Origin of the sequence: Microbacterium sp. MPKO10 (genome assembly GCF_026107415.2) — a bacterium.
Taxonomy (GTDB): domain Bacteria; phylum Actinomycetota; class Actinomycetes; order Actinomycetales; family Microbacteriaceae; genus Paramicrobacterium.
In genome coordinates this window covers 209,571-235,488 of the sequence record NZ_JAPCHX010000002.1, presented here as the reverse complement: position 1 = coordinate 235,488, position 25,918 = coordinate 209,571, and the positions used below count along the sequence as shown (strand labels likewise).

General features: G+C 64.7%; 22 protein-coding genes and 1 riboswitch. Of the genes, 17 read left to right on the top strand and 5 right to left on the bottom strand.

Annotated features, from left to right (window positions below; genetic code table 11):
- The first annotated feature begins 103 nt into the window (after positions 1-103).
- The 4 genes from OK352_RS05745 (at position 104) to OK352_RS05730 (ending at position 4,180) form a co-directional block, all read left to right on the top strand.
- Positions 104-1,240, top strand: coding sequence for a YihY/virulence factor BrkB family protein (locus OK352_RS05745; protein WP_265140492.1), 1,137 nt, complete (start codon positions 104-106; stop codon positions 1,238-1,240).
- Between the two features lie 283 nt (positions 1,241-1,523).
- Complete coding sequence (locus OK352_RS05740) at positions 1,524-2,375, top strand: exodeoxyribonuclease III (protein ID WP_265140491.1); 852 nt, start codon at positions 1,524-1,526, stop codon at positions 2,373-2,375.
- A 42-nt stretch (positions 2,376-2,417) separates the two neighbouring features.
- Complete coding sequence (gene trpS, locus OK352_RS05735) at positions 2,418-3,422, top strand: tryptophan--tRNA ligase (RefSeq protein WP_265140490.1); 1,005 nt, start codon at positions 2,418-2,420, stop codon at positions 3,420-3,422.
- On the top strand, positions 3,419-4,180 hold the full coding sequence (locus OK352_RS05730) for an HAD family hydrolase (RefSeq protein WP_265140489.1): 762 nt from the start codon (positions 3,419-3,421) through the stop codon (positions 4,178-4,180). Before trpS ends, OK352_RS05730 begins: the two co-directional genes overlap by 4 nt.
- Before the next feature lie 61 nt (positions 4,181-4,241).
- Here OK352_RS05730 and glpK read toward each other — a convergent pair whose 3' ends face one another.
- The 3 genes from glpK to OK352_RS05715 all read right to left on the bottom strand — a co-directional run bounded on the left by glpK (position 4,242) and on the right by OK352_RS05715 (position 8,450).
- Complete coding sequence (gene glpK, locus OK352_RS05725; protein WP_265140488.1) at positions 4,242-5,756, bottom strand: glycerol kinase GlpK; 1,515 nt, start codon at positions 5,754-5,756, stop codon at positions 4,242-4,244.
- Positions 5,757-5,822: 66 nt separating this feature from the next.
- Positions 5,823-6,581 (bottom strand): MIP/aquaporin family protein, encoded by a 759-nt coding sequence (locus OK352_RS05720; RefSeq protein WP_265140487.1) that lies wholly within the window; start codon positions 6,579-6,581, stop codon positions 5,823-5,825.
- Positions 6,582-6,719: 138 nt separating this feature from the next.
- Positions 6,720-8,450, bottom strand: coding sequence for a glycerol-3-phosphate dehydrogenase/oxidase (locus OK352_RS05715; RefSeq protein WP_265140486.1), 1,731 nt, complete (start codon positions 8,448-8,450; stop codon positions 6,720-6,722).
- 119 nt (positions 8,451-8,569) lie between these two features.
- Here OK352_RS05715 and OK352_RS05710 point away from each other — a divergent pair, with 119 nt between their 5' ends.
- From OK352_RS05710 to ribH, 7 genes are all read left to right on the top strand, one after another.
- Positions 8,570-9,541 (top strand): sugar-binding transcriptional regulator, encoded by a 972-nt coding sequence (locus tag OK352_RS05710; protein ID WP_372338079.1) that lies wholly within the window; start codon positions 8,570-8,572, stop codon positions 9,539-9,541.
- Between the two features lie 129 nt (positions 9,542-9,670).
- Positions 9,671-10,639 carry an alpha/beta hydrolase gene (locus OK352_RS05705; RefSeq protein WP_265140485.1) on the top strand — a complete coding sequence of 323 codons (969 nt, stop codon included), beginning with the start codon at positions 9,671-9,673 and terminating at the stop codon, positions 10,637-10,639.
- Positions 10,640-10,703: 64 nt separating this feature from the next.
- Entirely contained in the window at positions 10,704-11,681 is a 978-nt protein-coding gene (locus OK352_RS05700; protein WP_265140484.1) for a hypothetical protein, read from the top strand.
- A gap of 79 nt (positions 11,682-11,760) precedes the next feature.
- A riboswitch (FMN riboswitch) is annotated at positions 11,761-11,903 on the top strand.
- 66 nt (positions 11,904-11,969) lie between these two features.
- Entirely contained in the window at positions 11,970-12,989 is a 1,020-nt protein-coding gene (ribD, locus tag OK352_RS05695) for a bifunctional diaminohydroxyphosphoribosylaminopyrimidine deaminase/5-amino-6-(5-phosphoribosylamino)uracil reductase RibD (RefSeq protein ID WP_265140483.1), read from the top strand.
- Positions 12,990-12,993: 4 nt separating this feature from the next.
- The gene (locus tag OK352_RS05690; protein WP_265140482.1) at positions 12,994-13,620 is read left to right on the top strand and encodes a riboflavin synthase; all 627 of its coding nucleotides are present in this window, start codon (positions 12,994-12,996) and stop codon (positions 13,618-13,620) included.
- Positions 13,617-14,900 (top strand): GTP cyclohydrolase II, encoded by a 1,284-nt coding sequence (ribA, locus tag OK352_RS05685; protein ID WP_265140481.1) that lies wholly within the window; start codon positions 13,617-13,619, stop codon positions 14,898-14,900. The genes OK352_RS05690 and ribA overlap by 4 nt, the downstream gene beginning before the upstream one ends.
- The gene (gene ribH, locus OK352_RS05680) at positions 14,897-15,367 is read left to right on the top strand and encodes a 6,7-dimethyl-8-ribityllumazine synthase (protein ID WP_265140480.1); all 471 of its coding nucleotides are present in this window, start codon (positions 14,897-14,899) and stop codon (positions 15,365-15,367) included. Before ribA ends, ribH begins: the two co-directional genes overlap by 4 nt.
- 427 nt (positions 15,368-15,794) lie before the next feature.
- Here the strand turns inward: ribH and OK352_RS05675 are convergent, their stop codons facing one another.
- On the bottom strand, positions 15,795-16,226 hold the full coding sequence (locus tag OK352_RS05675) for a DUF2269 domain-containing protein (protein ID WP_265140479.1): 432 nt from the start codon (positions 16,224-16,226) through the stop codon (positions 15,795-15,797).
- Positions 16,227-16,491: 265 nt separating this feature from the next.
- On the opposite strand from OK352_RS05675, the gene OK352_RS05670 reads away from it, so the two are divergent.
- Positions 16,492-17,850, top strand: a complete 1,359-nt coding sequence (locus OK352_RS05670) for an MFS transporter (RefSeq protein ID WP_265140478.1) — start codon at positions 16,492-16,494, stop codon at positions 17,848-17,850.
- 254 nt (positions 17,851-18,104) lie between these two features.
- The gene (locus OK352_RS05665) at positions 18,105-21,311 is read left to right on the top strand and encodes an AfsR/SARP family transcriptional regulator (protein ID WP_265140477.1); all 3,207 of its coding nucleotides are present in this window, start codon (positions 18,105-18,107) and stop codon (positions 21,309-21,311) included.
- 36 nt (positions 21,312-21,347) lie between these two features.
- Here the strand turns inward: OK352_RS05665 and OK352_RS05660 are convergent, their stop codons facing one another.
- Entirely contained in the window at positions 21,348-21,719 is a 372-nt protein-coding gene (locus tag OK352_RS05660; protein ID WP_265140476.1) for a VOC family protein, read from the bottom strand.
- A 72-nt stretch (positions 21,720-21,791) separates the two neighbouring features.
- On the opposite strand from OK352_RS05660, the gene OK352_RS05655 reads away from it, so the two are divergent.
- The 4 genes from OK352_RS05655 (at position 21,792) to OK352_RS05640 (ending at position 25,813) form a co-directional block, all read left to right on the top strand.
- Positions 21,792-22,256 (top strand): MarR family winged helix-turn-helix transcriptional regulator, encoded by a 465-nt coding sequence (locus tag OK352_RS05655; protein ID WP_265140475.1) that lies wholly within the window; start codon positions 21,792-21,794, stop codon positions 22,254-22,256.
- A 210-nt stretch (positions 22,257-22,466) separates the two neighbouring features.
- Positions 22,467-23,336 (top strand): CPBP family intramembrane glutamic endopeptidase, encoded by an 870-nt coding sequence (locus OK352_RS05650; protein WP_265140474.1) that lies wholly within the window; start codon positions 22,467-22,469, stop codon positions 23,334-23,336.
- A gap of 161 nt (positions 23,337-23,497) precedes the next feature.
- The gene (locus OK352_RS05645) at positions 23,498-24,433 is read left to right on the top strand and encodes a sugar-binding transcriptional regulator (RefSeq protein ID WP_265140473.1); all 936 of its coding nucleotides are present in this window, start codon (positions 23,498-23,500) and stop codon (positions 24,431-24,433) included.
- 3 nt (positions 24,434-24,436) lie between these two features.
- The gene (locus OK352_RS05640) at positions 24,437-25,813 is read left to right on the top strand and encodes a xylulokinase (protein WP_265140472.1); all 1,377 of its coding nucleotides are present in this window, start codon (positions 24,437-24,439) and stop codon (positions 25,811-25,813) included.
- Positions 25,814-25,918: the final 105 nt, after the last annotated feature.

The window sequence follows — 25,918 nt, the reverse complement described above, 5'->3', positions numbered from 1 at the left end:
CTATTGTTTCGCAGTTCCGTTCCCCGCGCGAGTCTCGGAGTCACATTCCCGCAACACGTGTGCCCGGCCGTCGATTGCTCTCGAGCCCCGCTACGCTGACATCGTGGCCGCCCTCTTCTCTTCTCGCGACACCGACGTACCCGCGCCGGGCGACACGCGGGGCGCAGGACGGGCGGGCAGCCCCTGGCTGGTGAAGCCGGTTGATACCGTGAACCGCATCGGGACACGCCTGTCGCGCAACCGCGTCTACCGCGTTCTGCAGCATTACCTGTGGGAAGACGGAAACCTCATGGCGGCGGGCATGAGCTTCTATGCCGTCTTCGCCGTCTTTGCGGGACTCTCTGTCGGGTTCTCGATCACTGGTGTCTGGCTGTCGGGCAATGAGGAGCTCGTCGCCTCGCTCATCGAAATCATCAACACAGCAGTTCCCGATCTCATCGGCGCGGACGGGCCCATCTCCCCCGAGCAACTCTTCAACACGACACTCTACGGCTGGTGGGGCGCCGTCGCCCTCATCGGACTGTCCTGGACGGCCACCGGATGGATGTTCTACACGCGACAGGCAGTTCGCGCGATCTTCCAGGTGCCACGGGACCCACGCAACTTCTTCGTCAAGAAGCTGTGGGATCTGGGCATGGCGTTCGGAATCGGCCTTCTGCTCATCATCTCAGCGGTGATCAGCATTGTCGGCACGCAGCTACTGGTCTGGTTCGGCGGGCTCCTCGGCTTTGGACCGAACTCGTTTCTCGTCGGTGCGGGCGGCTCAGCGCTCGGTGTCATCATCTCGCTGCTCATCAATGCGGCCTCGCTCACGGTGATGTTCCGTGTGTTGTCGCGCCTGCCGATTCCCTGGCGGACGCTGTCAACCGGCGTCCTCGGTGGCAGCGCAGTGCTCGCCGGGCTCTCGATTGCGAGCGGTCTTGTGCTCGAAAGCGCCGGGCGCAACCCGCTCTTTGGCAGCCTCACGGTGTTTGTCGCGCTGCTGCTGTGGTTCAACTTGGTCAGTCGAGTGATCCTGCTCTCAGCATCCTGGATCTCGGTTCAGCTGGCCGACAACGACGTCTCGCTGCACACGCCAACCGACGAAGAGAGACGTGAAGCCGTCGAACATGCGCGGCGCATCGTCGCGGCAGCGGACGTCCGTGAGGCCCGCGCGCAGCTGGATGCCGCTACCGGGATCTTCGGGCGGGCTCGGGCGAGGCGGCACCTCAAGAAGGTCATCCAGAGCGTGCGGCGCTGACGCAGCGTCCGGCTGGTAACGTCCCGCACCTTTGGCGGTTGTCATCGATAGCGTTCGCTCGGCGTTTCCGATTGCAGTCCCGTTCCCGGTCGCTGCCTCGTCCGCGGTCATCGTCCCGACCTCATTCCTGGTCACCGCCCGCGTCCTCGATCACATTTCCGATCTCATTCCCGCCCTCGCTCCCTGCCGGGATTCCCGACCCTGCCTCACGCTGTTCCTACGTCTTTCCCCGCCTGATGCGCGCAGAGTCGGTGTTGTCTGAGGCTCAACCTAGAATGGGGATATGGCGAATCAGACTCCGTTCCGCATTGCATCCGTCAACGTCAACGGCATCCGTGCCGCGTACCGCAAGGGAATGGGCGACTGGCTCGCCGATCGCGGCGTCGACATTCTGGCGCTGCAGGAGGTGCGCGCGCAGGACGAACACGTCGAGCAGCTCCTCGGCGACGGGTGGCACATCCTGCATGACGAGGCGACGGCCAAGGGGCGCGCTGGCGTAGCGATTGCCAGCAGACAAGCATCGCTCGCCCACCGCACGGCCTTCGGCGCCGATGACTTCGACAGCGCGGGTCGCTGGCTCGAGGCCGACTTCGATGTCAATGGACACCCGCTCACCGTCGTTTCGTGCTACGTGCACTCGGGCGAGGTCGGTTCGCCCAAGCAGGTCGAGAAGTTCACGTTTCTCGACACGATGACGCAGCGTTTGCCCGAGCTGGCCCAGCACTCTGAGCTGGCCCTCGTCGTCGGTGATCTCAACGTCGGACACCGCGAGCTCGACATCAAGAATTGGAAGGGCAACCGCAAGAACTCGGGCTTCCTTCCGGAAGAGCGCGCCTATTTCGATCGGTTCTTCGGGCCCGAGAGCGAGACCGTCGAAGGCGCTGACGGCACGACGGCACCGGGGCTCGGCTGGGTCGACGTCGGACGCCGTTGGGCCGGCGAGGTCGACGGACCTTACACCTGGTGGTCACAGCGCGGCAAGGCTTTCGACAATGACACCGGCTGGCGCATCGACTACCACGCGGCAACCTCGGCTCTCGCCGAGACGGTCACGAACTACGCCATCGACCGCGCGCCCTCGTATGACACGCGATGGTCCGATCACGCTCCTGTGATCGTCGACTACGCGCTCTGATTCGCGCGCAGCATCCATTTTTCAATTCTTAAAGGACCACCAATGACCAAGCCACGCCTCTACTCGGGCATGCAGCCCACCAACGATTCACTGCACGTTGGAAACTACATCGGAGCGCTCGTGCAGTGGAGGAAGATGCAGGAGGAGTACGACGCGTTCTTCTCCGTCGTCGACCTGCACGCGATCTCTGTGCCGCAGGACCCCAAGGAATTGCGCGAGAAGACGCGCCGCACCGCTGCTCAGTACATCGCCGCGGGCATCGAGCCCGAGAAATCGACGTTGTACGTGCAATCGCACGTGCCCGCGCATGCTCAACTGGCGTGGGTGCTCGAAAGCATCACGGGCTTCGGCGAGGCGAACCGCATGACGCAGTTCAAAGACAAGTCATCGCGGTATGGCTCTGACGTCACGAACGTCGCGCTCTTCACCTACCCGATCCTGATGGCGGCAGACATTCTGCTGTACCAGACCGAGGCCGTGCCCGTCGGCGATGACCAGCGCCAGCACGTGGAGCTGACCCGCACGCTCGCGGAGCGCTTCAACTCGCGCTTCGGCGACACGTTCGTCGTTCCCGAGGCCACGATCCCCACCGACAGCGCCCGCATCTACGACCTGCAGGAGCCAACATCGAAGATGTCGAAGTCGGGCGAGTCGCCGCAGGGCATTCTGTGGCTATTCGATGAGCCCAAGGCCATGCAGAAGAAGATCATGCGTGCCGTCACCGACAACGACGGTGTCGTCGCCTTCGACCGCGAGGCCAAGCCGGGCGTCTCGAACCTGATGGCGATCTACTCGTCGCTCACGGGCACAACAGTTGAACAGGTCACTGCCGAGTTCGACGGCCGTGGTTACGGTGATTTCAAGAAGGCTGTCGCCGAGGCGGTCGTCTCAGAACTCGAACCGGTGCGCGCTCGCGCGCTCGAGCTGCTTGACGACCCGGCCGAACTTGACCGTCTGCTCGCCGTCAACGCCGCGCGCGCCAGCGAGGTGGCCGAGGCTACGCTGGCCAAGGTCTACGAGAAGGTCGGCTTCCTGGCGGGACGATGACCGACTACGCTCTCGCGCTCTTCGACCTCGACGACACGCTCCTCGACCACCGGGGCGCCGTCGTGCGCGGCATCCGGGCGCACGTGGATGCGCTCGGCCCGCCGTACGCCGATCCCGACATCGACGGCGTCACGCTCTGGCACGACCTTGAAGACGCCCATTACCACCGCTACCTCACCGGTGAGCTGACGTTCGCCGGGCAGCGCCGTGCGCGAGCGCTTGCGTTCGCGGCGGCGCATGGCGTCACCCTGGGCGACGATGCCGCAGATGCCTGGTTCGACAACTACTTCGTGCACTACCGCGACAGCTGGCGGCTCTTCGATGACGCACTCCCCTGCCTCGATGCGGTGTCAGCGGCAGGAACGAAGCTCGGCGTGATCACCAATGGCGATCCGGACTTTCAGCGTGTGAAGTTCGAGCGCACCGGTCTGACGGATCGCTTCGAACACGTCATCGCTTCGGGCGCTGTGGGGGTCTCGAAACCGGATGCCGCGATCTTCCGTCTCGCCTGCGAGCGCTTCGGGGTGCAGCCGTCTGAGGCGCTGTACGTCGGCGACAGGCTGGTGACGGATGCTGTCGGGGCGGCGCAGGCGGGGCTCACCGGGGTGTGGCTCAACCGCTTCGGAGACGACCTCCCGCAAGGTGCGCTCGGCCATGGCAGTGGAACGGATGCTGCACCCGCGACGCTCGCCGCAGACAACGGCGTAGTCACGATCTCAACGCTCGACGAGCTGGGCGCGCTGATAACCACCCGCTGACGACTCAGAAAAGAAGGACCGAGGCACACGGCCTCGGTCCTTCCCTGTAGGAGTTTCGTCGTTAGTTGACGTCCTCGTCGATCCAGTCGAAGGTCTTCGTCACTGCCTTCTTCCAGAGGCGCAGCTGACGCTCACGCTCGTCCGCGTCCATCGTCGGCTCCCAACGCTTGTCTTCTGCCCAGTTGGCCGAGAGCTCGTCAAGGTCGTTCCAGAAGCCCACAGCAAGACCTGCGGCATACGCGGCACCCAGCGCCGTAGTCTCAATGACCTTCGGGCGGATGACCGGAACACCGAGAATGTCGGCCTGGAACTGCATGAGGGCCTCGTTCGCCACCATGCCGCCATCGACCTTCAGCTCGGTGAGGTCCACACCGGAGTCCGCATTCACAGCATCCAGCACCTCACGCGATTGGAAGGCCGTCGCCTCGAGCGCTGCACGGGCGATGTGACCCTTGTTCGCAAAGCGTGTCAGACCGACCATCGCACCGCGAGCGTCGGAACGCCAGTACGGAGCGAAGAGCCCGGAGAATGCCGGAACAAAGTACACGCCGCCGTTGTCCTCAACCGTATTTGCAAGCTCCTCGACCTCAGGTGCCGACGAAATGAGATTGAGGTTGTCGCGCAGCCACTGAATTAGTGACCCGGTCACAGCGATCGATCCCTCAAGCGCATAATGCGGTTTCGCGTCGCCGAGCTTGTAGCCGAGAGTGGTCAGCAAGCCGTTCTCTGACCGAACGATCTCCTCACCCGTGTTGAAGATGAGGAAGTTACCGGTGCCGTAGGTGTTCTTCGACTCGCCGGCCTGGAACGCAGCCTGACCGAACGTGGCAGCCTGCTGGTCACCCAGGATTCCCGCGATCGGGGTCTCGCGCAGGAGGCTCGACGTGTGAGCGTGACCGTAGACCTCGCTCGAGGACTTGATCTCAGGAAGCATGGACTTCGGAACGCCAAACACCTCGAGGATGTCGTCGCGCCATTCGAGCGTCTCGAGGTCCATGAACATCGTGCGGCTGGCGTTCGTGACGTCGGTGACGTGAATGCCGCCATCCGTTCCGCCGGTGAGGTTCCACAGAACCCACGTGTCGGTCGTGCCGAAGATCAGATCCCCGGCCTCTGCCTTCTCGCGTGCACCCTCGACGTTGTCGAGGATCCACTTGATCTTCGTCCCGGCGAAGTAGGTAGCCAGGGGAAGCCCGACAATGCCCTTGAAACGCTCGACTCCGCCGTCCTTCGCAAGCTCGTCGACGATGTCCTGCGTGCGGGTGTCCTGCCAGACGATCGCGTTGTACACGGGCTCACCCGTGTTCTTGTCCCAGACCACCGTTGTCTCACGCTGGTTGGTGATGCCAACCGCCGCGATGTCATGGCGGGTGACGTTCGCCTTCGACAGCGCCTGCCCAATCACTTCACGTGTGTTCTTCCAGATCTCGCCGGCGTCGTGCTCGACCCAGCCGGCCTTGGGGAAGATCTGCTCGTGCTCAAGCTGGCCGCTCGACACGATGGAACCGCTCTTGTCGAAGATGATGGCACGCGAGCTTGTCGTGCCCTGGTCAATGGCAATTACGTAGTCCGCCATGAGAACTCCTTTGTTTGTGTGACTTCGGGTTTCTGTCGGCGGGCCGCCGGGCGGCCCGCCGCAACGTCAAACGAGGCCGGGAAGCAGACCAGCTGTGCCGGCCCATCCACCGATCGCACCGCCGATGAGTGGTCCGACGACCGGGACCCACGCGTAGGACCAGTCGCTTGTGCCCTTGCCCTTGATGGGCAAAAGAGCGTGGGCAATGCGCGGCGCCAGGTCACGTGCAGGGTTGATCGCGTATCCGGTCGGGCCACCGAGCGAGATACCGATGACGAGAACGACGAGCGCAACGGGAAGCGCGCCGAGGGAAGCCAGGCCCGCAGCATCCCCGTGCTGACCGAATGCGATGACGAGGAACACCAACACAAAAGTGCCGAGGATCTCCGTGATGAGGTTCCAGCCGTAGTTGCGAATCTCGGGACCCGTCGAGAAGACGGCGAGCTTCGCGCCCGGGTCGTCCGACTCGTCGAAGTGCTTTTTGTACGCCAGGAACACGAGAACAGCGCCGATGAATGCGCCGAGCATCTCCGAGCCGAAGTAGAGGAATGTCGTGCCCAGGGTCACGGGGACGCCATCAACGAAGGTCTCAGCGCCGCTGGTGACGATGCCGAGCGTGACGGCAGGGTTGAGGTGAGCGCCCGAGACTGCGGCAGCGACAACACCGACGTAGACCGCGAGGCCCCAGCCGAAGTTAATCAGCAGCCAGCCGCCGTTGAACCCCTTTGTTTTTGCGAGAACGACGTTTGCGACAACGCCGCCACCGAGCAGGATCAGCAGCGCGGTGCCGACAACCTCGGAGATGAATATCGATCCAAGAGCCATGTGTCTTCTTTGACCTTCCAATTAGGTGCGACTCCGAGCCGGGTGCCCGGGCCGCTGGTGCAGGTGGGTGTAACTCGTCTCCCTCTCCAGAACCTAACCGTGTCGTGGCATCGGTACAAGAGTCGGAAGGCGACAGAGCTATGCGGGTGTGGGCGTCTCCCTTCGTCCAGACAGGGCGACACCGTGGGCGTCGCGCAGAATTCGTGCGGCTGCATCGCGCTCTTCCGCCGCTTTCGCCGTTCCCCAGTGGAGTTCGGCGGCGACGAGCGGCGTGAGCTCATCGAGCAGGTCGTCGGTCACCTGACCGGTGAAGGCCAGGCTTGTGCGCCGCTTCAGCACGTCGATGAGGTGCACAACCTGTTCCGTGCGCACAAGATAGGCGATCTCTTCACGCGAGTAGTCGGGGGCGTTCTGCAGGGGTGTATCGCTTGTCGCGTCGAGTTCATCGATCACGGATGCTGCACGCGTGCCGTACCGCTCGAGCAGCACGTCGGCACGGCGACGTGAGACGGAGTCGCTGTGTGCGGCGAGCCACGTCGTGCGCGCAGCATCCGTCGTCGGGTACTCGCGCCCGCCGCCAATCGGAAGGCCGGCTGTCGAAACCGTGCGCTGTGCGCCGATGCGCTCGAGCACGTCATCGCCGAGCTGCTCGCCCAGGGCGCGGAACGTCGTGAGCTTTCCGCCCACGAGGCTGAGCATCGGTGTGCCGTCGAGATCGCTCGGGACGATGCGGTAGTCGCGCGACACGAAGCCGGGCTGGGTGTCGCCGTGACCGGGCAGCGGGCGGATGCCCGAGAAGCGGTAGACGATCTGCGACCTGTCGACGGCTACGTCGGGGAACACGTGGTTCACGAGGTCGAAGAAGTAGTCGACCTCATCTTCGGTGCAGATGGCCGGCTCGGCTGGATCCGCGTTGATGTCTGTGGTGCCGACCATGACGCGCCCTTTGAGCGGGTAGATCAGCACAATGCGACCGTCTTCGTGCTCGAAGAAGATTTCGTTTCCACCGGTCGCCTCGAGAAGCTCGGGGTTGTCGAGCACGATGTGCGAGCCCTTGGTGCCGCCCATGTACGTGGTGCTCTGGCCGAGTGCCCTGTTCGTCAGGTCTGTCCACGGTCCGCTCGCGTTGACGATGATATCGGCGGTCATCGAGAAGGTCTCGCCCGTCGCGTTGTCACGCAGCGTGACACCGCCGTTGTCGAACCCGACGGCTTCGACGTAGTTGGCGGCGCGGGCGTGCGGCCCTGCCGAGATGCCGTCGCGCAGGACATCGAGTGCCAGGCGCTCGGGGTCGTGTACGGACGCGTCGTAGTAGGTGGCTGTGTACTTGAGGTCGGGATTGAATGCCGGATGCTGTTTCAGCGATGCCGAGCGACCGCGGAACGTGTGGCGCGGCACCGTTCCCCCGTCGCGCGAGAACGAGTCGTACATCATGAGCCCGATCTTGATCAGGAAGGCACCGCGCTCAGTGGGTTTGCCCTGCTTGTGGGTCAGGAACCGCAGCGGTGCCGACAGGATGCCCGAGAACGTGGAGAAGATCGGCACTGTGGTCTCGAGCGGCTTCACGTAGTGCGGCGCGATCTTGACGAGGCCGTTGCGCTCTTGGACCGATTCGCGCACCAGGCGGAACTCACCGTTCTCGAGGTAGCGAATGCCGCCGTGGATCATGTGAGACGAGGCACTCGAGGCGCCCGAGCACCAGTCGTCGCGCTCGATGATCGTGACGTCGACGCCCTGCAGCGCCAGATCACGGAAGGTCGAGATCCCGTTGATTCCCCCACCGATGATGAGCACGCGAGCGTGGGGCTTCTCGGCGAGCGCACGCACGCTGTCTCGTGTGCCACCGTTGCTGGACGTCTCGCTCGCCATGGTTCACTCCTCATCGCCGTTGTCGCGGAACGCCGCGGCAGTGCCCGGCGTCCCTTCCATCATCGACAGAAGCTACACTGACGTTCAAACCTGATGCACAAACGTGCAAGGAGCGAACGGTGACCAAACTTTCCTCAAATTCTCTGTCGAGCAAGACGCGTGATGCGCTCACGGCGGCCCAGCTGTATTACCTGCAGGACCTCACGATGGACGCCATCGCGCGCGAGCTTCACACGTCAAGATCCTCGGTTTCTCGCCTGTTGAGCCACGCCCGCGACACCGGTCTCGTGACGATCAACGTGTCGAGCCCCCTCGATGTGCCGCGCCAGCTCGAGTCCGACATTCGCCGGCGATTCGGTGTCGTCACGCACGTTGTTCCCGTGCCGGAGCAGACGAGCGACGTCGACCGTCTTGACCGTGTCGCCCTGACCGCTGCACGTATTCTCGGAGGATTCGTCGAATCGAACATGGCGATCGGCGTCGCCTGGGGTGCGACAATGACGGCGGTGTCTCGCCACCTCGCTCCCAAGAGCACACATAATTCGCGGATTGTTCAGCTGAACGGTGCCGCGAACCCGCGTACGACGGGCCTGGTCTACGCGAGCGAGCTGCTGCAGCGCTTCGGCACGGCGTTCGGTGCCGCGGTGCAGCAGTTCGCTGTTCCCGCGCTCTTCGATGACCCCGAGACGAAGGCAGCGATGTGGCGCGAGCGCAGCGTCCGTCGCGTGCTCGACATGCAGCGCAGCATGGACATGACAGTCTTCGGCCTCGGCTCTCCATTTGCTGTCGTGCCCAGCCATGTGTACGTCGGGGGCTACCTCGACGATGACGACCTCGCGTCGATGCAGTCCGCCCAGGTTGTGGGAGACGTGGCGACGGTGTTCTACCGCGCCGACGGCTCAGACGACGGCATCGAAATCAACACTCGGTCCTCCGGCCCCCCTCTCGATGTGCAGCGGAGGGTTGCCCGCCGTGTCTGCATCGTCTCGGGCGAGAGCAAGCTGCAGAGCCTGCGCGGGGCGCTGGCTGCCGGCCTCATCACTGATCTCATCGTGGATGCGACGACAGCACGGCTGCTCCTCGCGTCGTGATTCGAGCGCACCGCGCATTCTGCGGCATCCGGGGGCTATTTTGCGTCACGTTGGCGGATGCACCCGGTCGCGGCCGCTGCAAGACTTCAGTGAGATCACGACGATGTGATCGAACGAGGAGGAATCAACATGCCTACGTCTCTGACACGACCACCGTTCGACCCCGAACTTGAAGCGGTGCTGACCGTTCTCGCTGACCAGATGCCGCCGACGATCACCCCCGAGATGATTCCGCTGCTTCGCGAGGGTTCCGCCGTTGCCGTCGACCCGGGCGAGATGCTCGAGGAAGCGGGCATCGATCGCCGCGACGTGACGATTCCGGGTCATAACGGTGGAGAGATCGTCATTTCCGTTCTGAAGCCGAAAGGCCATTCAGGAACCGGTCCGGGTATTTACCACACACACGGTGGTGGCATGATTATGGGCGACCGCTGGGTCGGAATCGGGCAGATCATCCCCTGGATCACCGCGTGCCAGGCCGTCGCCGTCACCGTCGAGTACCGGCTGGCACCGGAGTTCCCCGACCCCTATCCGGTCGAAGATTGCTTTGCCGGCCTTGTCTGGACTGCTGAGAACGCCGCAGAACTCGGCATCGATCCCTGTCGCCTGATCATTGCCGGGGCCAGTGCCGGTGGCGGGCTGGCTGCGGGCACTGCTCTACTCGCACGCGACAGGAAGGGCCCGGCGCTCGCGGGTCAGGTGCTGATCTATCCCATGCTCGATGACCGCGACGCCACGGCGTCGTGCGCGCAGATTGATGGCGTCGGCGTCTGGGATCGTACGAGCAACGTCACCGGCTGGTCGGCGTTGCTCGGCGAGCGGGTCGGAACTGATGACGTGTCGATCTACGCGGCGCCCGCTCGAGCTACCGATCTGTCGGGCCTTCCGCCGGCGTTCATCGACTGCGGAAGCGCTGAGGTTTTCCGCGACGAAGACGTCGCCTACGCGAGCGCGTTGTGGCGCGCCGGAGTGCAGGCCGAATTGCATGTGTGGCCCGGAGGGTTCCACGGCTTCGACATGATGGCACCGCACACGGCAATCGCACAATCGATGACAGCCGCACGCGACGCCTGGGTGACACGCGCGCTCGCGCTCTGACGCCCGCTGCGCCTGTGCCCACACCGATCTAGGCTGGGCACAGGCTGGTGGATCGGAGCAGATCATGCAGGAACTCGTTGGACGCCTGACGGCGCTCGACCACGAGGCGAGCGAAGCGCTGAAAGTCGTGTCGTACTTTGACGCGCTCATTGCCGGCAACGTCGACCTCGAGACGATTGTGCGCGGAGCCGCAGCGTTATCCGGTGTTCCGTGCGGGCTGAGACACGGCGACACGCTGATCCGCGTCTCACCTGCAGGCTGCCGGCTCGGCGGAACAGCCGACGGCGATTGGCCAGCGATCGACGTCGTCGATGGGGATGTGGCATGGATCGAACGGGCTGGTGCGCCGCACGCCAATGATGCAATGGTTCTCGAACGCTTCGCTCTCGCCGTCGCGATCTCACGCGCACGGCGTCGCATTGCGCCAGAAGACTCTGTTCACACGCTGATCTCGCCCGAGCGGACGCCGGACGAGAGAGCGGCCGCAGCCGCGCGACTCACCCTCAGCTCACGCGTACGTGCCGTCGCAACAGCCGCAACGGCACCGCGTACACTGCACGGCCCCTCGACGGTCGTCGCCACGCCTCACGGCGTGCTCCGCGCGACGATTGTCACTGCCGATTCCGGTGACGCACCGCCCGAGACCGGGTGGGGAACCTGGGGCACGCGTGCCGAACTTCCCGAGTCGTGGGATGCCGCGCTTTTTGCACGACGCCTCGCCCGCACATCGGGCGAAACCGTCGATGCCGAGCATTTTGGAGTGCTGGGCACCGCGGCACGTGCTCTGGATGGCACGGAGCACGCAGACGCGCGCGCCCTCGCCAGCCTTGACTCGCGCACGCTCTCGGTTGCGCGCGCCCTCGTCGAGTCAGAGAGCATTCGCGCAGCATCCCTGGCCCTCGGCCTTCACCACTCCACAGTGCAATCTCGCCATGAATCGCTCATTGCCGAGCTGGGATACGACCCTCGGCACCCGCGAGGCCGAGCGCGGTTCATGCTTGCCGACCTTCTGCAGCGGCTCTCCGCCGGCGACGCGGGCTGATAGCCATGCGTCACGACACGTCATGAAGCGACACACGGCCGTATCGGGAATACCCGTGACGTAGCATGGTGTTATACGTAACGTGCTCCGGGGTCGGTGAGAGTCCGAACCGGCGGTGAAAGTCCGCGACCCTCCACTGGGAGGCTGAGCCGGTGAAATTCCGGCACCGACGGTTATGGATCGCCACACGGCGATTCGAGTCCGGAAGGGAGGAAGCACGCGGGCGACGCCACTGCGGTGTCACCCGAGCAGATTCGTGATTCCCCGGAGCCTCGAGAAAGGGAGCCGGTGGCATCACAACGCGAGCAGCAGCTCATGCGCCGCGCTCTTGCGCTCGCCGCGAAAGGACCCGAGCGGGGCATCAACCCGCGCGTCGGCTGCGTCATCGCGTCCCCCGACGGCACGATCCTCGGCGAGGGCTGGCATCAGGGAGCGGGCACCCCGCATGCCGAAGTCGCCGCTCTCGCGGCCACAGCACCGGATGCTGCGCGCGGCGCCACCGCAATCGTTACTCTCGAGCCGTGCAACCACACCGGCCGGACCGGCCCGTGCGTCGACGCCCTGCTTGCCGCCGGAATCACGCGCGTCGTCTACGCATCCGCTGACCCCGGAACGGAATCCAGCGGCGGCGGCGCCCGCCTGCGCCGCTCCGGCGTGGACGTCGAGGCGGGAGTTCTTGAGGCAGACGTCAATGCGTTCCTCGGCGATTGGATGACAACGGCGCGCCTCGGCCGCCCGCTCGTCACGCTCAAATGGGCGTCGTCGCTTGACGGTCGCACGGCCGCGGCCGACGGTACAAGCGTCTGGGTCACGGGCCCCGATGCCCGCGCCGATTCCCACAAGCTGCGCGCGCAGCACGACGCCATCGCCGCCGGCACCGGCACCGTACTCGCCGACGACCCGTCGCTCACTGCCCGCGATGCCGACGGCGCGCTCCTCGACGCGCAGCCCACCCCCGTCGTGTTCGGGTCGCGGCAGATTCCGAGCGCGGCGCGGCTGCGACAGCATCCGCTCCCCCACATCCAGCTTCCGGGCAACGACCTCGTGGCCGATCTGCAGCAGCTGCGCGAACGCGGCATCCGGTCTCTGTTTCTTGAAGGCGGGCCGACCCTCGCCTCAGCGTTCGTGCGTGCCGGCCTCGTTGATGACTACGTCGTGTATCTCGCACCGGCTCTCCTCGGCGGCGACCGGGTCGCACTCACCGACATCGGCGTGAGCTCGATCGGCGACGCTCGACGCCTCACACTCACCGACGTCGCGCGCATCGGAGACGACGTCCGCCTCACCCTGACCCCGAAGGGACAGTGACCATATGTTCACCGGAATCATCGAAGAGATCGGCACCGTCACCGCCGTCTCACGCAGCGACTCGTCTCTGCGCCTCACCGTGCAGGGGCCGCTCGCGGTCTCGGACGCTCGCCATGGCGACTCGATCGCCGTCTCGGGTGTGTGCCTCACGGTGACCGGGCAGACTGACGACTCCTTCACCGCGGACGTGATGGGCCAGACCCTCGACATGTCAACGCTCGCAACCGTCGACGTCGGTCGTCGCGTCAACCTCGAGCGCGCCGCGCACGTTGGCGACCGGCTCGGCGGGCACATCGTGCAGGGGCACGTCGACGGCACCTCTCGTCTGGAAAGCATCCGCGACGACGGCACCTGGCGCGTGCTGCGCTTCTCGCTGCCCCCGTCGAACGCACGTCTCGTCGTCGACAAGGGATCCATCACGGTCGACGGCACCTCACTCACGGTGAGCGCCATCGCACCCGCGGATCTTGCCGAGCAGTGGTTCGAAGTGTCGCTCATCCCCGAGACGCTCACCGCGACGACGCTCGGCGACCTGCACGTGGGTGATCACGTCAATATCGAAACCGACATTATCGCCAGACATGTCGAGCGGATGCTGGCGCGCGACGCCGCGGAAGGGAGCACACGATGAGCCTCGCCACAATCCCGGAGGCACTCGACGCGCTGCGTCAGGGCAAGCCCGTTCTCGTGGCCGACGACGAGTCGCGTGAGAACGAGGGCGACGTCATCATGTCTGCAGCGCTGGCTACGCAGGAGTGGCTCGCCTGGACGATCCGCCACACGAGCGGCTACATCTGCGCGCCCATGACGAACGAGATCGCCGACGGGCTGAATCTGCCGATCATGGTCGCCGACAGCGAAGACCCACGCGGCACGGCGTACACCATCTCTGTCGACGCCGCCGACCGCGTCTCGACGGGCATCAGCGCCGCCGATCGCGCGCACACGCTGCGCACGCTCGGCAACCCGGACTCGACGCCGGCCAGCCTCATCCGCCCCGGTCACGTGCTGCCGCTTCGCGCGCGCGATGGCGGCGTGCGCGAGCGCGACGGGCACACGGAAGCCGCCGTCGACCTCATGAAACTCGCCGGGCTGCCCCCGGTCGGCGCGATCTGCGAGGTCGTGCACGATGACGGCGAGATGATGCGTCTTCCGGGCCTCATCGAGCTCGGTGCGCAGACCGAGATCCCCGTTATCACGATCGCCGACCTCATCCGCTACATCGAGTCGTCACCCGATGCCTCGCGTGCGTGCACAACAGATCAGGTTGCGCCCGAGGCCAGCGAGGTGATCTTCGAGGTCGAGACCACTGTTCCCACAACACACGGCACGTTCCGCATGCGCGCCTACCGCGACCGCGCGACCGGCGCGGATCACGTCGCCGTCATCTCGGGCGACCTCGAACCCGGTGCTCTCGTGCGCGTGCACTCGGAGTGCCTCACGGGCGAAGCGTTCGGCTCGCTCAAGTGCGAGTGCGGGCCGCAACTGGATGCTGCGCTCGACACCGTGCAGCGTCACGGCGGCGTCGTCATCTACCTCCGCGGCCACGAGGGCCGCGGCATCGGGCTCGTGAACAAGCTGCGCGCCTACAAGCTGCAGGAGGACGGCCTCGACACGCTCGACGCGAACCTCGCACTCGGGCTTCCCGCCGACGCACGTGACTACACGGCAGCATCCGCGATTCTGACCGACCTCGGGCTCGACACCGTGCGTGTCCTCACCAATAACCCGGCAAAGGTGGAGCAGCTCGAAGCACATGGCATCACGGTGTCCGAGCGCGTGCCGCTTGTTGTCGGCGTCGGCCCGTTCAACTCTGACTACCTCGCCACAAAGCGCGATCGCATGGGCCACCAGCTCGAACAGCCGATCGGCGCTGACACGACACTGACCACAACACAAGGAGAGAAATGAGCGGAGCAGGCTCCCCCACACTGAACGTCGACGGCACGGGTCTCGACGTCGTCATCGTCGCGGCCAGCTGGCACGACACGATTATGAACGGCCTGGTCGAGGGTGCGGTGAGCGCGCTGGAGGCCGCAGGTGCCAGTCACACGCTGGTGCGGGTTCCCGGAAGCTTCGAGCTGCCCGTTGTCTCGCGTGCGGCGTTGGAGTCTGGCGCGGATGCCGTCGTCGCCCTCGGCGTGATCATTCGCGGGGGAACGCCGCACTTCGAGTATGTCTCGGATGCTGCGACCAGCGGTCTCACGCAGGTCACTGTGCAGACGGGCAAACCGGTCGGGTTCGGCGTTCTCACCCTTGACGACGAGCAGCAGGGACTCGACCGCGCCGGGCTTCCCGGATCGAAGGAGGACAAGGGCCGCGAGGCCGCTGAAGCAGCGATCGCCACGGCCCGCGCCCTGGCGGCCTTGCGCGGCTGAGGCTGACCCGCACGTCAGAAACCCTGCAGCGCTGAAGACTGCCCCCGCTCTGATGGCCCTGCTCGCCCTGCACCGCTGAGAACCTCCCGTGCCGTGGCGACGGCGGGGCGGAAGCTGGCCCGCGGCGGAAGGCGGCCTGCAGCGCAAGGCTTCTCCCCGCGGGTGTGCTCGTCGCCTGACGAGTGAGCTCCCCTTGCGGGTGCTCTCTTCCGCTATTGATGAGCCCTCCCCCTACAGGTGCACTCCTCCGCAGTGGGTGAGCTCTTCCCCTACAGGTGCACTCTTCCGCCCACGAGTGAGCCTCTCCTTACAGGTGCATTCCTCCGACTACGGGCGAGCCACAGAAACGGATGTGCGCTCCTGAATTTTCAGGAGCGCACATCCGTTTCTGTCGCGCAAGCAGCGCCCGAGGCGAGGAACGTCGAGACTACGGCTTCCAGACCATGAGTACGACCACGGCGATCAGCAGGATGGTCGCCAGACCACTTCCCGCCGCGATCGCCGGGTAGCCGGAACGATCGTCAGACGGGCCGTCTGCGAGGGCAGCCGCCGCCTTCTTCATGGTCGGCACCACGAGAGCAAGGTTGATGATGGTGGCGACGGCCCACAGGATCAGCGACCACAGGATCCACGGGGTCGTCATCGAGATGTCGTACTCTGACATGCCCATGACGCCGAAGCCGAAGACAACGACGAGAAGAGACAGCCAGCTGAAGATCGACGTGGACTTCGCCAGCACAGAGACCTGGCCTGCGTTGCCCGCGCGCACCGCCCGCATCGCCGTCATCGGAATAATCGCCATGGGTCCGACGATGAAGACCGCCGCGACGACGTGAAGCACACTGAACAAAGTTTCCATGCCCTTAACGCTAGTCCGCCACCGAGCGACGAGCATCAACCTTTCGATGGGTTCGCGCTCGTTCCCGCTCCGTCGACGCTGCATCGGCGTTGCTCTCTGGAGAACGGTTACCCGCAGCATCCGAAAAAGTTTGGTGACGTTTTCTCAGCGGGCGTAGGGTTATTTGGTCCCGCCACAAGCAGGCTTCGTCAATGTCGCGACACGACCGCGCACACCCCGCGTGATCTGGTCAGTGACACCGGAATTCCCACGCAATCGAAGGCTCATGTCCACGGACCCACTTTCCACACCCACCGCAACGGCTGAAGTACCGACCCCCGCGAACCCGCGCTCACGCGTCATCCTCGCGAGCATGATCGGCACGACGATCGAGTTCTACGACTTCTACGTCTACGCGACCGCTGCCGTCCTCGTCTTTCCGCACCTCTTCTTCCCCGAGGGCGACCCGACAGTCGCACTGCTGTCCTCTTTCGCCGTCTTCGGTGCCGCCATGGTGGCGCGGCCACTGGGTGCCATCTTCTACGGCCATCTCGGCGACCGGAAGGGACGCAAGACGACGCTCGTCGCCTCCCTCATGACGATGGGCGTCGCGACGTTCCTCATCGGCTTCCTTCCGACATACCACGAGGTCGGCTGGTGGGCGCCGCTGTTCCTCGTCATCTTCCGCCTCGCACAGGGCTTCGCTCTCGGCGGCGAATGGTCGGGTGCCGCGCTCGTTGCGACAGAGAATGCGCCGAAGGGCAAGCGCGCCTGGTACGGCACATTCCCGCAGCTCGGAGCGCCCCTCGGCTACATCGTCGCGAATGGGCTGTTCATCATCATCTCGGTTCTGCAGCCCGCGAACGGAGGCATCAACGAGCAGTTCCTCGCCTGGGGCTGGCGCGTACCCTTCTGGTTCTCGATCATCATGGTGATCGTCGGCGTCATCGTCCGCCTGAGGCTCGTGGAATCGACGGCATTCGCCGCCACCGTCTCTCAGGGAACGGTCCGCAAGATGCCGCTGGGCACGGTGCTGCGGAACAACTGGCGGCAGCTCATTCTCGGCACGTTCTTCATGCTCGCCACCTACGTGCTGTTCTATCTGATGACGACGTTCGTGCTCAGCTACGGCACAACACCAACGGATGCTGCCATGGCAGGCCTCGGCTACGAGCGCACCCAGTTCATCCTCATGTCGATCATCGGCGTCGTGTTCTTCGGCATCTTCACCCTGGTTTCTGGGCCGTGGGCCGACCGGTGGGGGCGTCGGCGCACGCTCATCTGGGTGACCCTCGGCATCGTCGTCTTCGGCCTGCTGTTCGTGCCGCTGCTTGACGGCGGGATCGTCGGCGTCATGGCATTGCTGATCATTGGGTTCTCGCTCATGGGCATGACGTTTGGACCTATGGGTGCCCTGCTGCCCGAGCTTTTCCCGACGAACGTGCGCTACACGGGCTCCGGTGTCTCATACAACGTGTCGTCGATCCTCGGCGCCGCCGTCGCCCCGTTCATCGCCGTCGCTCTCTGGAGCGCGGGCGGCGGAAGCCCCTTCTGGGTGGGTGTCTACCTCTCGGTCATGGCTCTCATCACGTTTGTCTCGCTGCTCGTCAGCACCGAGACAAAGGATGTTGATATGGAGAAGTAAGTCGTCTGAGGCAGCGACGTGCCGACGTCACGCCAGGCCGGACGCCGCACAGTGTCCGGCCTGGCGTTTCGTCCGTGTGGGGTCTGCACACCGTGTCAGGTGTACACGCCCGCGCCACGGCGACACACAGCGACATCACCGTCGCGCCGCCAGCACTTGCATTTTCTTTCGTTTGTCAAGAGCCGCGAACTGGGGGCGTGAGTCCGATCCGACCCTTGCTACGGTGATCTGACACTGACGAGAGGATCCGCGCTGTGCTGGACGTCCTTGTGCTTGGTCCCGTGCGCGCCCTCGTCGACGGCCGCGACTGCCCGATCTCCGGTCTCAAACAACGGGGACTACTCGCGCGCCTGGCGCTCGCTCGCGGACGCCCGCTCCGCGCGGAACGGCTGATCGCCGAGTTGTGGGACGACCTCACGCCCCGTGATCCCCTCCACGCGCTACACGCCCAAGTTTCACGGCTCCGGTCCGCTGTCCCGATCGACATCGAATTCGCTGATGACGGATACCGCCTCGATCCTGCGGCGTACGAAACCGACGTGGCACGGTTCGAGAGGCTGTGCGAGCACGGAGACTCGCTGCTTGCCGAAGGGAACCTCGAAGATGCGGCTGCCCGCCTGCACGAAGCCCTTGGGCTCTGGCGCGGCGACATCTTCTCGGGTCTGCATTCCTCGTCGGCGCTGCTGGTCGAGGCAAAACGGCTGGAAGAGCGACGTTCCATCGCACACGCCGACCGCCTCGACGTGGACCTTGCTCTCGGCCGCAGTGACGAGCTTCTGCCCGAACTGCACGCCCTAGTAGAAGAGCAGCCGTTCCATGAACGACATTGGGGACAACTGATGACCGCCCTCTATCGAATGGGGCGCACCCCAGAGGCACTGCAGGTCTTCACTCGGGCTCGCGAGATCTTCGCCGATCGGCTCGGCGTTGAACCCAGCGGAGAGCTCTGCGGCGTCCACACGCAGATCTTGAGGGGCGAACCATCGGACTCGCTACTCCGGCTCGCCTCCGACTCCACCGCCCTGAGCAGGGTAACGCCCCGAACCCTCACAACGACCGTCACGGCTGAGGACATCCTGACCTCCAGTCGACCCGAAATTGTCATGTTGCTGCTGAACACCCAAAAAGCCATCCTGGTCACCGGCGAGGCAGGCGTCGGCAAGACCCACCTCTTGCGCACTGTTGCCGCAGCGTTCAAGGCACAGCACGATTTCGCACCGCTGCTGTCGGCGAGCCCTCTCAGCGCGGCGATACCGCTCGGCGTATTCGCCGGATCCGTCGGCTCGTTCCCTCGCGGCCACATGTCTCCCGGCGGGCTGATCGACCACTACGTCCGCCAACGCTCCCGAGCAACGCTCCTGGTGGATGACGTCAACGAACTTGACGCTTCCTCGCTCTTTGTGATCACTCACTTGATCCAGACAGCGCGACTCCCAGCGCTCCTGTCTGTGCGCGACTTTGACAGCGCTCCCGAAGAGGTTCAGGCGCTGTATGACAGCGGTGACCTCACCCACCTTCCGATGAGCACCCTCAGCGTTGACGAGGCCGACCAGCTTGCCGCCCATCTGGTCGGCGGCGCGCTGACGCCCGATACTCGACCGCGCATCCACAACGCCGCTCGCGGAAACCCCCTGCACTTACGCGAGATCATCACCGGGTCGCGTCATGACGGCCGACTTGTCAGCACGGAACACGGCTGGGAATTACAGGGTTCACCGACGCCAACACCGCGGTTGGCCAGACTTCTGGGCCACCGCTTCGACGGCGTTTCCGACGCTGCTGTGGACGCCGCCGCTCTGGTGGCCATTGCCGGAGAATATCCAGCCACCGCACTTCCCGATGCCGAACGACGAGTGCTCGCCCGCGCTGACATCGTCGAGCGCAGTGGGCGAGGGTGGGTACGGCTGTCTCATCCGCTCGATGAAGGGTTTCTTCGCACTCGCTATTCGCATGCTCTCTGGCATGAATTCACCCAGGAGGTCGTACATGTCCTCCGAAGCGAAGCCACGGAGGGACGACTCGACGCGCAACGTCGGGCACACGTTCTGGCGATCGATCTGACCGATGAGATCGATGTCGCGGCGACAATCAGACTCGCGGAGCACGCGCTCGGCAGCTTCGATGCTCGCCTCGCGCTGAGAGCCGCTCAAGCCGTTGTCGCACGCGAGCCCGAGTCAGCCCGAGGCCATCGCCTTGCCGGGCAAGCGGCGTCAGCGCTGGGCTTCTCCGCGACAGCAGATGAGCACTTCGACCACGCGAGAAGTTTCGCCACGAACGAGACCGAAAGCGTGGCGACGGCGCTGGCTCGCAGCCGCCACCTCGGGGTGCAGCACCACGATGCCTCTGCCGCCCTCGCCGTGATCGACGACGCTCTCACATCGGTCGAAGATCCGGACTCGGCGGCGCACCTCCAACGGGCACGAATGCGCTGGGCCGCCGTCGCCGGACACGGGAGCGACAAGGCGCCCCTGCCCGCTGAGGCACCAGATGCCCAGACGTCGGATGCCGAGACGGCGCAGGGCATGATCACCCTCGGCGTATCGGGAGTGATCACCGGTCCGCTGGACGATTCGCTCCGCATGATCTTCAGCCTGCGCTCTCTGCCGAGCGACCTTGTTGACCTCGTACCCGGAGGCGCCGCGCTGATCGCGTTGACTGAAGTCATGGCTCTCTCGAATACCGGAGACGTCGTAGCGACACGTCAACGTCTGGAACGGATGATCACTGAGGCACGCGAACACCAGCCTGAAACACTCGGCATGTGGGAATATGCACTGGGGTTCAGCCATCTGCTCTCTGGCGACGCCACTGCGGCCTACCGTCTCGGGCACTTAGCCGCGGCACATCTCGCGTGGCGGGACGCGGCCGGTCTACTCCCCGCCTCTCATGCCCTGGCCGCAGCAGGAGCCCGAGCCACCGGGCAACATGACGAGGCACGCCGGCTCTTTGACGAGATGCTTCCGGCTTCCCTCAACGACCCGAAAGTCATCATGTTGCGCGCCTGGTCCGATGCGCGAAGGTTCGCGGCTGAGAATCTCGACAGCGACGCCGCAGAGACGCTCGTGACGGCCGGGCGATGGCTGCTCGCCGTCCAACACACGTATTTCGCCGGGATGCTCGCACACTGCGCCGTGCGCCTCGGGTCGTCCATCGCCGAGGCCAGTGCTCTCATTGACGAGGCTGCAGCGATTGCCGGCGGCGGGCTTCTCGATGTCTTCGCGCGACACGCCACGGCGACGCGCGCCGGTGACACTGTGGCTCTCGAGACAGTAGCCGATCAGGCACACGAGCTCGGGATGACGACCACAGCTGTTGACACGTGGACGACGCTCCTTCGCTCGCCATTCCGCCATCGACTTCCCGAGGCCAAGCGTCGGCAGCTGAGGGCGAAGATCGATCGGGCGCGTGAGCAGGTCCCGTCGATGGTGCTCTGGACGCAAACACCGGGTCCCGCCCGCTGATTCAGCGGCGAGCCAGATCACTCGTCAACGTATGGCCTATTCCGCTGACTCGTGTACGGTCACCGCGTAGCCATCGGTGTCTGCGAACGTGAACGCCAGGCCGAACGGGCCGGCAGACGGCGCCGCAAGAATCGGCGTTCCGCTCGCGGCAAGATCGTCATGCAGCTTCTGCGCGTCGTGGCAGCTCATCCATAGGGCAACGCCGAGGCCCGGCTGCGGAGTCGACTCGAGGTCCACGCCGGGCAAAGGCTCACGCACGGCGAAAGGGATGAGCTCGGTCAGAAAGACGACGGCGCCAGGCGGCGACTGAGGCGCACGGCGAAGACCGAGCTGCGTCTCGTAAAAGTGGGCGGCGCGATCCAGGTCGCGCACCTGCAGCGCGATGAAGTCGGGGCCGAGAGCGGGCATGGGAATCTCCTTAAATCGGTGTGCGCCTCCTATGTCAGGATGCTGACATTAACTGTATGTCAGAATACTTACATGATGCAACTCCCCGATGATCTCGGAGCACTCGTGGGCTACCGACTTAAAGAGACCCAGTCCGTCCTGCGCGCGCGGATGGACGAGGTGCTCCGCGAGATCGGCCTCACGACTCCCCAGTACATTTGCCTCGAGCTGCTCAGCCGCAACCCCGGCTGGTCGAACGCAGAACTTGCTCGCGGTGCCTTCGTCACGCGGCAGACCATGAACACGCTGATGCAGACGCTGCAGAGCCGAGGGCTCATTACGCGAGCGACCCAGGCGCGCACAGGGCGCGCACTCCCCACCACGCTGACCGCCCACGGGGAGGAGCTTCTGCACCGCGCAACCTCACGCATTTCGGAGATCGAGCGACGAATGGTCAGCCTGCTCGACGACGAGCAGACGCGTGCACTCCACGAGGGGTTGACCCGCTGCATCGAGGCGCTGAGCAGCGAGTCCTCGACTGTCAGCACCGAGCACTGAGCACAGGGCACAAGTACCGAGCACTGGCGCGACGAGTGAACGCTCCCGCGATCTCGAGTGCCTCACGATCACGGATGCTGGTCGGCAACGCACCCGTACGACAGGGCTATGCGAGAACGGCACTGCGGAGTGACGCGCGGGCGGCATGAGAACCGTAGCGTGAGAATTCCTGATGCGACAGCATCCTCGATCTCTCACTGAAAGCGAGTCATGACCCCACTTTCGCCGCTTCGTCGCGTGCTTCAGCTTCCCATCGCCTGGCTCATCGTCGGCATGATCGCCGTCGGCGGCGCGTATGCGCTCATCATCTCCCCCGCAGCCGTCGCGGGCCCGGTCGGCACGGTGATGCTGCCGCTGATCGGGGTCATCGTCGGCCTGCTGATCTACCGCTTCGTCATGCGCAGATTGGCGGGGCGAGCGGTGCCTGAGCTCTCTCGCACTCGTTCGCTCTTCGAGACGGTGTTCGGAATCGAGGTGGGGCTCGTCTTCATCGCTGTCTCGGTCGCGACGATCGCACTCCTCGGCGGGTACAGCTTCGAATGGGCGCCGACCGACGCCCTCGCCGTGATCACAACGGTCGTTGTCGCGAACATCGGTGCCGCGGTCATCGAAGAGCTCGTGTTTCGCGGTCTCGCGCTGCAGGCTCTTGAGAAGCTCGGCGGAAGCTGGGCAGCGCTCGCGGGCACATCACTGCTCTTCGGAATCATGCATCTGGCGAACCCGGGTGCCACGTTGTGGAGCGCGTTCGCCATCGCGCTTGAAGCAGGAGTGCTGCTCGGCTCGGCGTTCTTGTGGCGACGCAGCCTCTGGTTTGCGATCGGTCTGCATTTTGCCTGGAACACCACGGAGGGACTGCTGGGGATCCCGATCTCGGGAATCGCGTCCCCCGGTCTCTTCACCGTCACCGTCAACGGGTCCCCGCTGCTCACCGGGGGCGCCTTCGGGCTGGAGGCGTCGATCGTCCCCGTTGCCGTCAGCGTTCTGCTCTCCATTCCCATGCTCGTGCTGGCACATCGCCGCGGAAACATCGTGCTCCGCTCGCCTGCACGGCGCCAGACGACGGCCATCGTCGGCAGCTGACGAGCCCAGGGTTGAACGCCCGTATGTGCACACTGCTGCCAATCTTGCTCGACTGAGCGTCTCATGCGATCGAGCATCCTCCTGCTCACATGAACGCCGCGGTATGCTGACGCTAGAGTGTCGACGCAGCTGGCGTCGCACCGCACCAAGGGGAGGCAGCGATGAGTGATGGCCCTCTGACGAGCGTTCAGCTAGCTCACGTCGCCCGCGAGTACTACGTAAACGGCAAGTCGCGTGTCGAGATCGCGGAGGCGACAGGGCTCAGCCGCTTCAAAGTGGGACGCATGATCGACGAGGCCGTGGCTCGGGGGATCATTCGTTTTGAGATCACGAGCGTTCCCGGGGTCGACGTTGATCTCTCGATGGGCCTCAGGCAGCGATTCGGGCTGAATCAGGCAATCGCCGTGGATGTTCCCGTCGATGCTGACACAGAAGTGCAGTCGGCCCTCGGAACGACGGCCGCCCAGCTGATCGAAGAACTCGTCGGTCCCGATGACGTCCTCGGGCTGACCTCCGGCCGCACACTCAACGCGATGGCCCGCGAGCTTGACCATCTTCCGTGCCGCTCGGTGGTGCAGCTCGCGGGCGTTGCGGGCCCGATTCAGGAAAGCGGCCTTGAGGTCATCCGTCGACTTGCCGCGCTCCCTAACGTTCACGGATGGCCGATCTACGCTTCGCTCGTCATGAGTGACGAGCAGACGGCGCAAGGCGTTCTGCGCCAACCCGGAGTGCGCGCCGCTGTCGATATGTTCGATGACGTCACCGTCGCATTTTGCGCAATCGGCTCGTGGCACCCACCCAACTCACTCATGATGGAGAACCCCGCGCTCGACGACAGCGATCGCGAGGCACTTCTCGCCCGTGGGGCCGTCGCAGAAGTAGCATCGTCGATCGTCACCGATTCGGGCGACATCATTCACGACATCGACTCTCGGTGCGTTGCAATCTCAGAAAAGCAGCTCCGCGCCATCCCGTCCCGCCTCGGAGTCGCCGGTGGACCTTCGAAAACTCGAGCCGTGCGCGCGGTCTTGAACTCGGGTCTTCTGACGGGGCTCGCGACAGACGTCTTCACGGCTGAGCGACTGCTGGCGGGATAGCTCATGTCTCGCTTGGCTGTTGCCGGAGTCGATTCGTCAACACAGCAGACCAAGCTCATCGTCGTGGACGCGCTTTCGGGCGAGCTGCTGCGTTCGAGCGCCCTCCCCCACCCGGACGGCACCGATATCGACCCGGAACAGTGGTGGTTCGCTTTCGACGGTGTCGGTGGAACGCAATTGGATGCTGTGGCGGCACTGTCGATTGCCGCCCAGCAACACACCGCGATCTTTCTCGACGCACACGGACAACCGGTGCGGAATGCCATTCTCTGGAACGATCTGCGAGCAATGGCAAGTGCCGACGAACTCGTCGCCGAGATCGGGGCAGACGTCTGGCTGGAACGCACCGGGCTCATCCCAGACAGTGCTCACCCTGTGAGCAAACTCCGTTGGCTGTCGACACATCATCCCGAGCTCGCCGACCGTGTCGAATGGACCTTGATGCCGCACGATTGGCTGACGTGGCGCGTGCACGGTCAAGAAAATCAGCCAACAACCGACCGCTCTGACGCCTCGGCGACTGGCTACTGGTCACCACTCAACAACGAGTACCACGATGACCTTCTCACCCACTCGTTTGGCCGCCGCATCCACCTGCCCGACATCGTCGGCCCCGGGCATGCCGTCGGAAAGACGCCCGCAGGCACTCTCATCGGCGCCGGTTGCGGTGATAACGCCGCAACCCATCTCGCACTGAACACGTGCCCGGGCGATGTCGTCATCTCCGTGGGCACGAGCACAACCGTGTCTATGCGAACGACGCGCATCGCTTATGACCGTCACGGCTACATCGACACGATGGGCGACGCCCGCGACGGTTTCATCCCGATCGTGGCAATGCTCAATGGCGCTCGACTCTTTACCGCGATGGCCAGACTTCTCGGGGCCTCTCTGGGGCAATTCGATGCACTCGCAGCATCCGCCAGACCCGATGCAGGTGGAATCACACTCTTACCATTTCTTGATGGCGAGCGGAACCCTCGTCGCCCGAAATCTGATGGCATGTTCAGCGACGTGAATCGGTCAGCTCTCACGCCGCAGAATCTGGCCCGCGCCGCCATGCTCGGGATTGGCTGCGCGACAGCAAACGCTCTCGACGCGATTCGTGTCGAATGCGGACCCGCGCGTCGTGTATTTCTCGTGGGAGGCGGCTCGCGCTCACAGACGTTTCGTCAGGTGCTGGCAGACCTGAGCAAGACTCCCATCCGTGTCCCCGCCGACCGTGAGCATGCAGCCTACGGCGCTGCACGCCAGGCGGCGTGGACGCTGCTGGGCTCCAACCCCGCGTGGGCGGAATGCCCGACCGATGTCATCGCGCCGAGCGATGCTCCGTGGGTTTCGTCAGTACGCGCGGCCTACGACGCGCACCTTTCTCGGTAACTCCAACCGATCGCGCTCAGCGAGAACACCCAGGCCATAGGCAGATTCCGCGCCCACTGCCGCGCGAAAGACCTCGCGCCCATTCTGCGCACGAGCAGATACCTT

Bases quoted from the DNA above. Each gene is read 5' to 3' on its own strand.
- trpS (WP_265140490.1), top strand. From the start codon at position 2,418: ATGACCAAGCCACGCCTCTACTCGGGCATGCAGCCCACCAACGATTCA.
- OK352_RS05740 (WP_265140491.1), top strand. From the start codon at position 1,524: ATGGCGAATCAGACTCCGTTCCGCATTGCATCCGTCAACGTCAACGGC.
- OK352_RS05660 (WP_265140476.1), bottom strand. From the start codon at position 21,719: ATGCCCGCTCTCGGCCCCGACTTCATCGCGCTGCAGGTGCGCGACCTG.
- OK352_RS05675 (WP_265140479.1), bottom strand. From the start codon at position 16,226: ATGGAAACTTTGTTCAGTGTGCTTCACGTCGTCGCGGCGGTCTTCATC.
- OK352_RS05655 (WP_265140475.1), top strand. From the start codon at position 21,792: ATGATGCAACTCCCCGATGATCTCGGAGCACTCGTGGGCTACCGACTT.
- OK352_RS05690 (WP_265140482.1), top strand. From the start codon at position 12,994: ATGTTCACCGGAATCATCGAAGAGATCGGCACCGTCACCGCCGTCTCA.
- OK352_RS05645 (WP_265140473.1), top strand. From the start codon at position 23,498: ATGAGTGATGGCCCTCTGACGAGCGTTCAGCTAGCTCACGTCGCCCGC.
- glpK (WP_265140488.1), bottom strand. From the start codon at position 5,756: ATGGCGGACTACGTAATTGCCATTGACCAGGGCACGACAAGCTCGCGT.
- OK352_RS05670 (WP_265140478.1), top strand. From the start codon at position 16,492: ATGTCCACGGACCCACTTTCCACACCCACCGCAACGGCTGAAGTACCG.
- OK352_RS05715 (WP_265140486.1), bottom strand. From the start codon at position 8,450: ATGGCGAGCGAGACGTCCAGCAACGGTGGCACACGAGACAGCGTGCGT.
- OK352_RS05650 (WP_265140474.1), top strand. From the start codon at position 22,467: ATGACCCCACTTTCGCCGCTTCGTCGCGTGCTTCAGCTTCCCATCGCC.
- OK352_RS05700 (WP_265140484.1), top strand. From the start codon at position 10,704: ATGCAGGAACTCGTTGGACGCCTGACGGCGCTCGACCACGAGGCGAGC.
- ribA (WP_265140481.1), top strand. From the start codon at position 13,617: ATGAGCCTCGCCACAATCCCGGAGGCACTCGACGCGCTGCGTCAGGGC.
- OK352_RS05720 (WP_265140487.1), bottom strand. From the start codon at position 6,581: ATGGCTCTTGGATCGATATTCATCTCCGAGGTTGTCGGCACCGCGCTG.
- OK352_RS05640 (WP_265140472.1), top strand. From the start codon at position 24,437: ATGTCTCGCTTGGCTGTTGCCGGAGTCGATTCGTCAACACAGCAGACC.
- OK352_RS05705 (WP_265140485.1), top strand. From the start codon at position 9,671: ATGCCTACGTCTCTGACACGACCACCGTTCGACCCCGAACTTGAAGCG.
- OK352_RS05730 (WP_265140489.1), top strand. From the start codon at position 3,419: ATGACCGACTACGCTCTCGCGCTCTTCGACCTCGACGACACGCTCCTC.
- ribH (WP_265140480.1), top strand. From the start codon at position 14,897: ATGAGCGGAGCAGGCTCCCCCACACTGAACGTCGACGGCACGGGTCTC.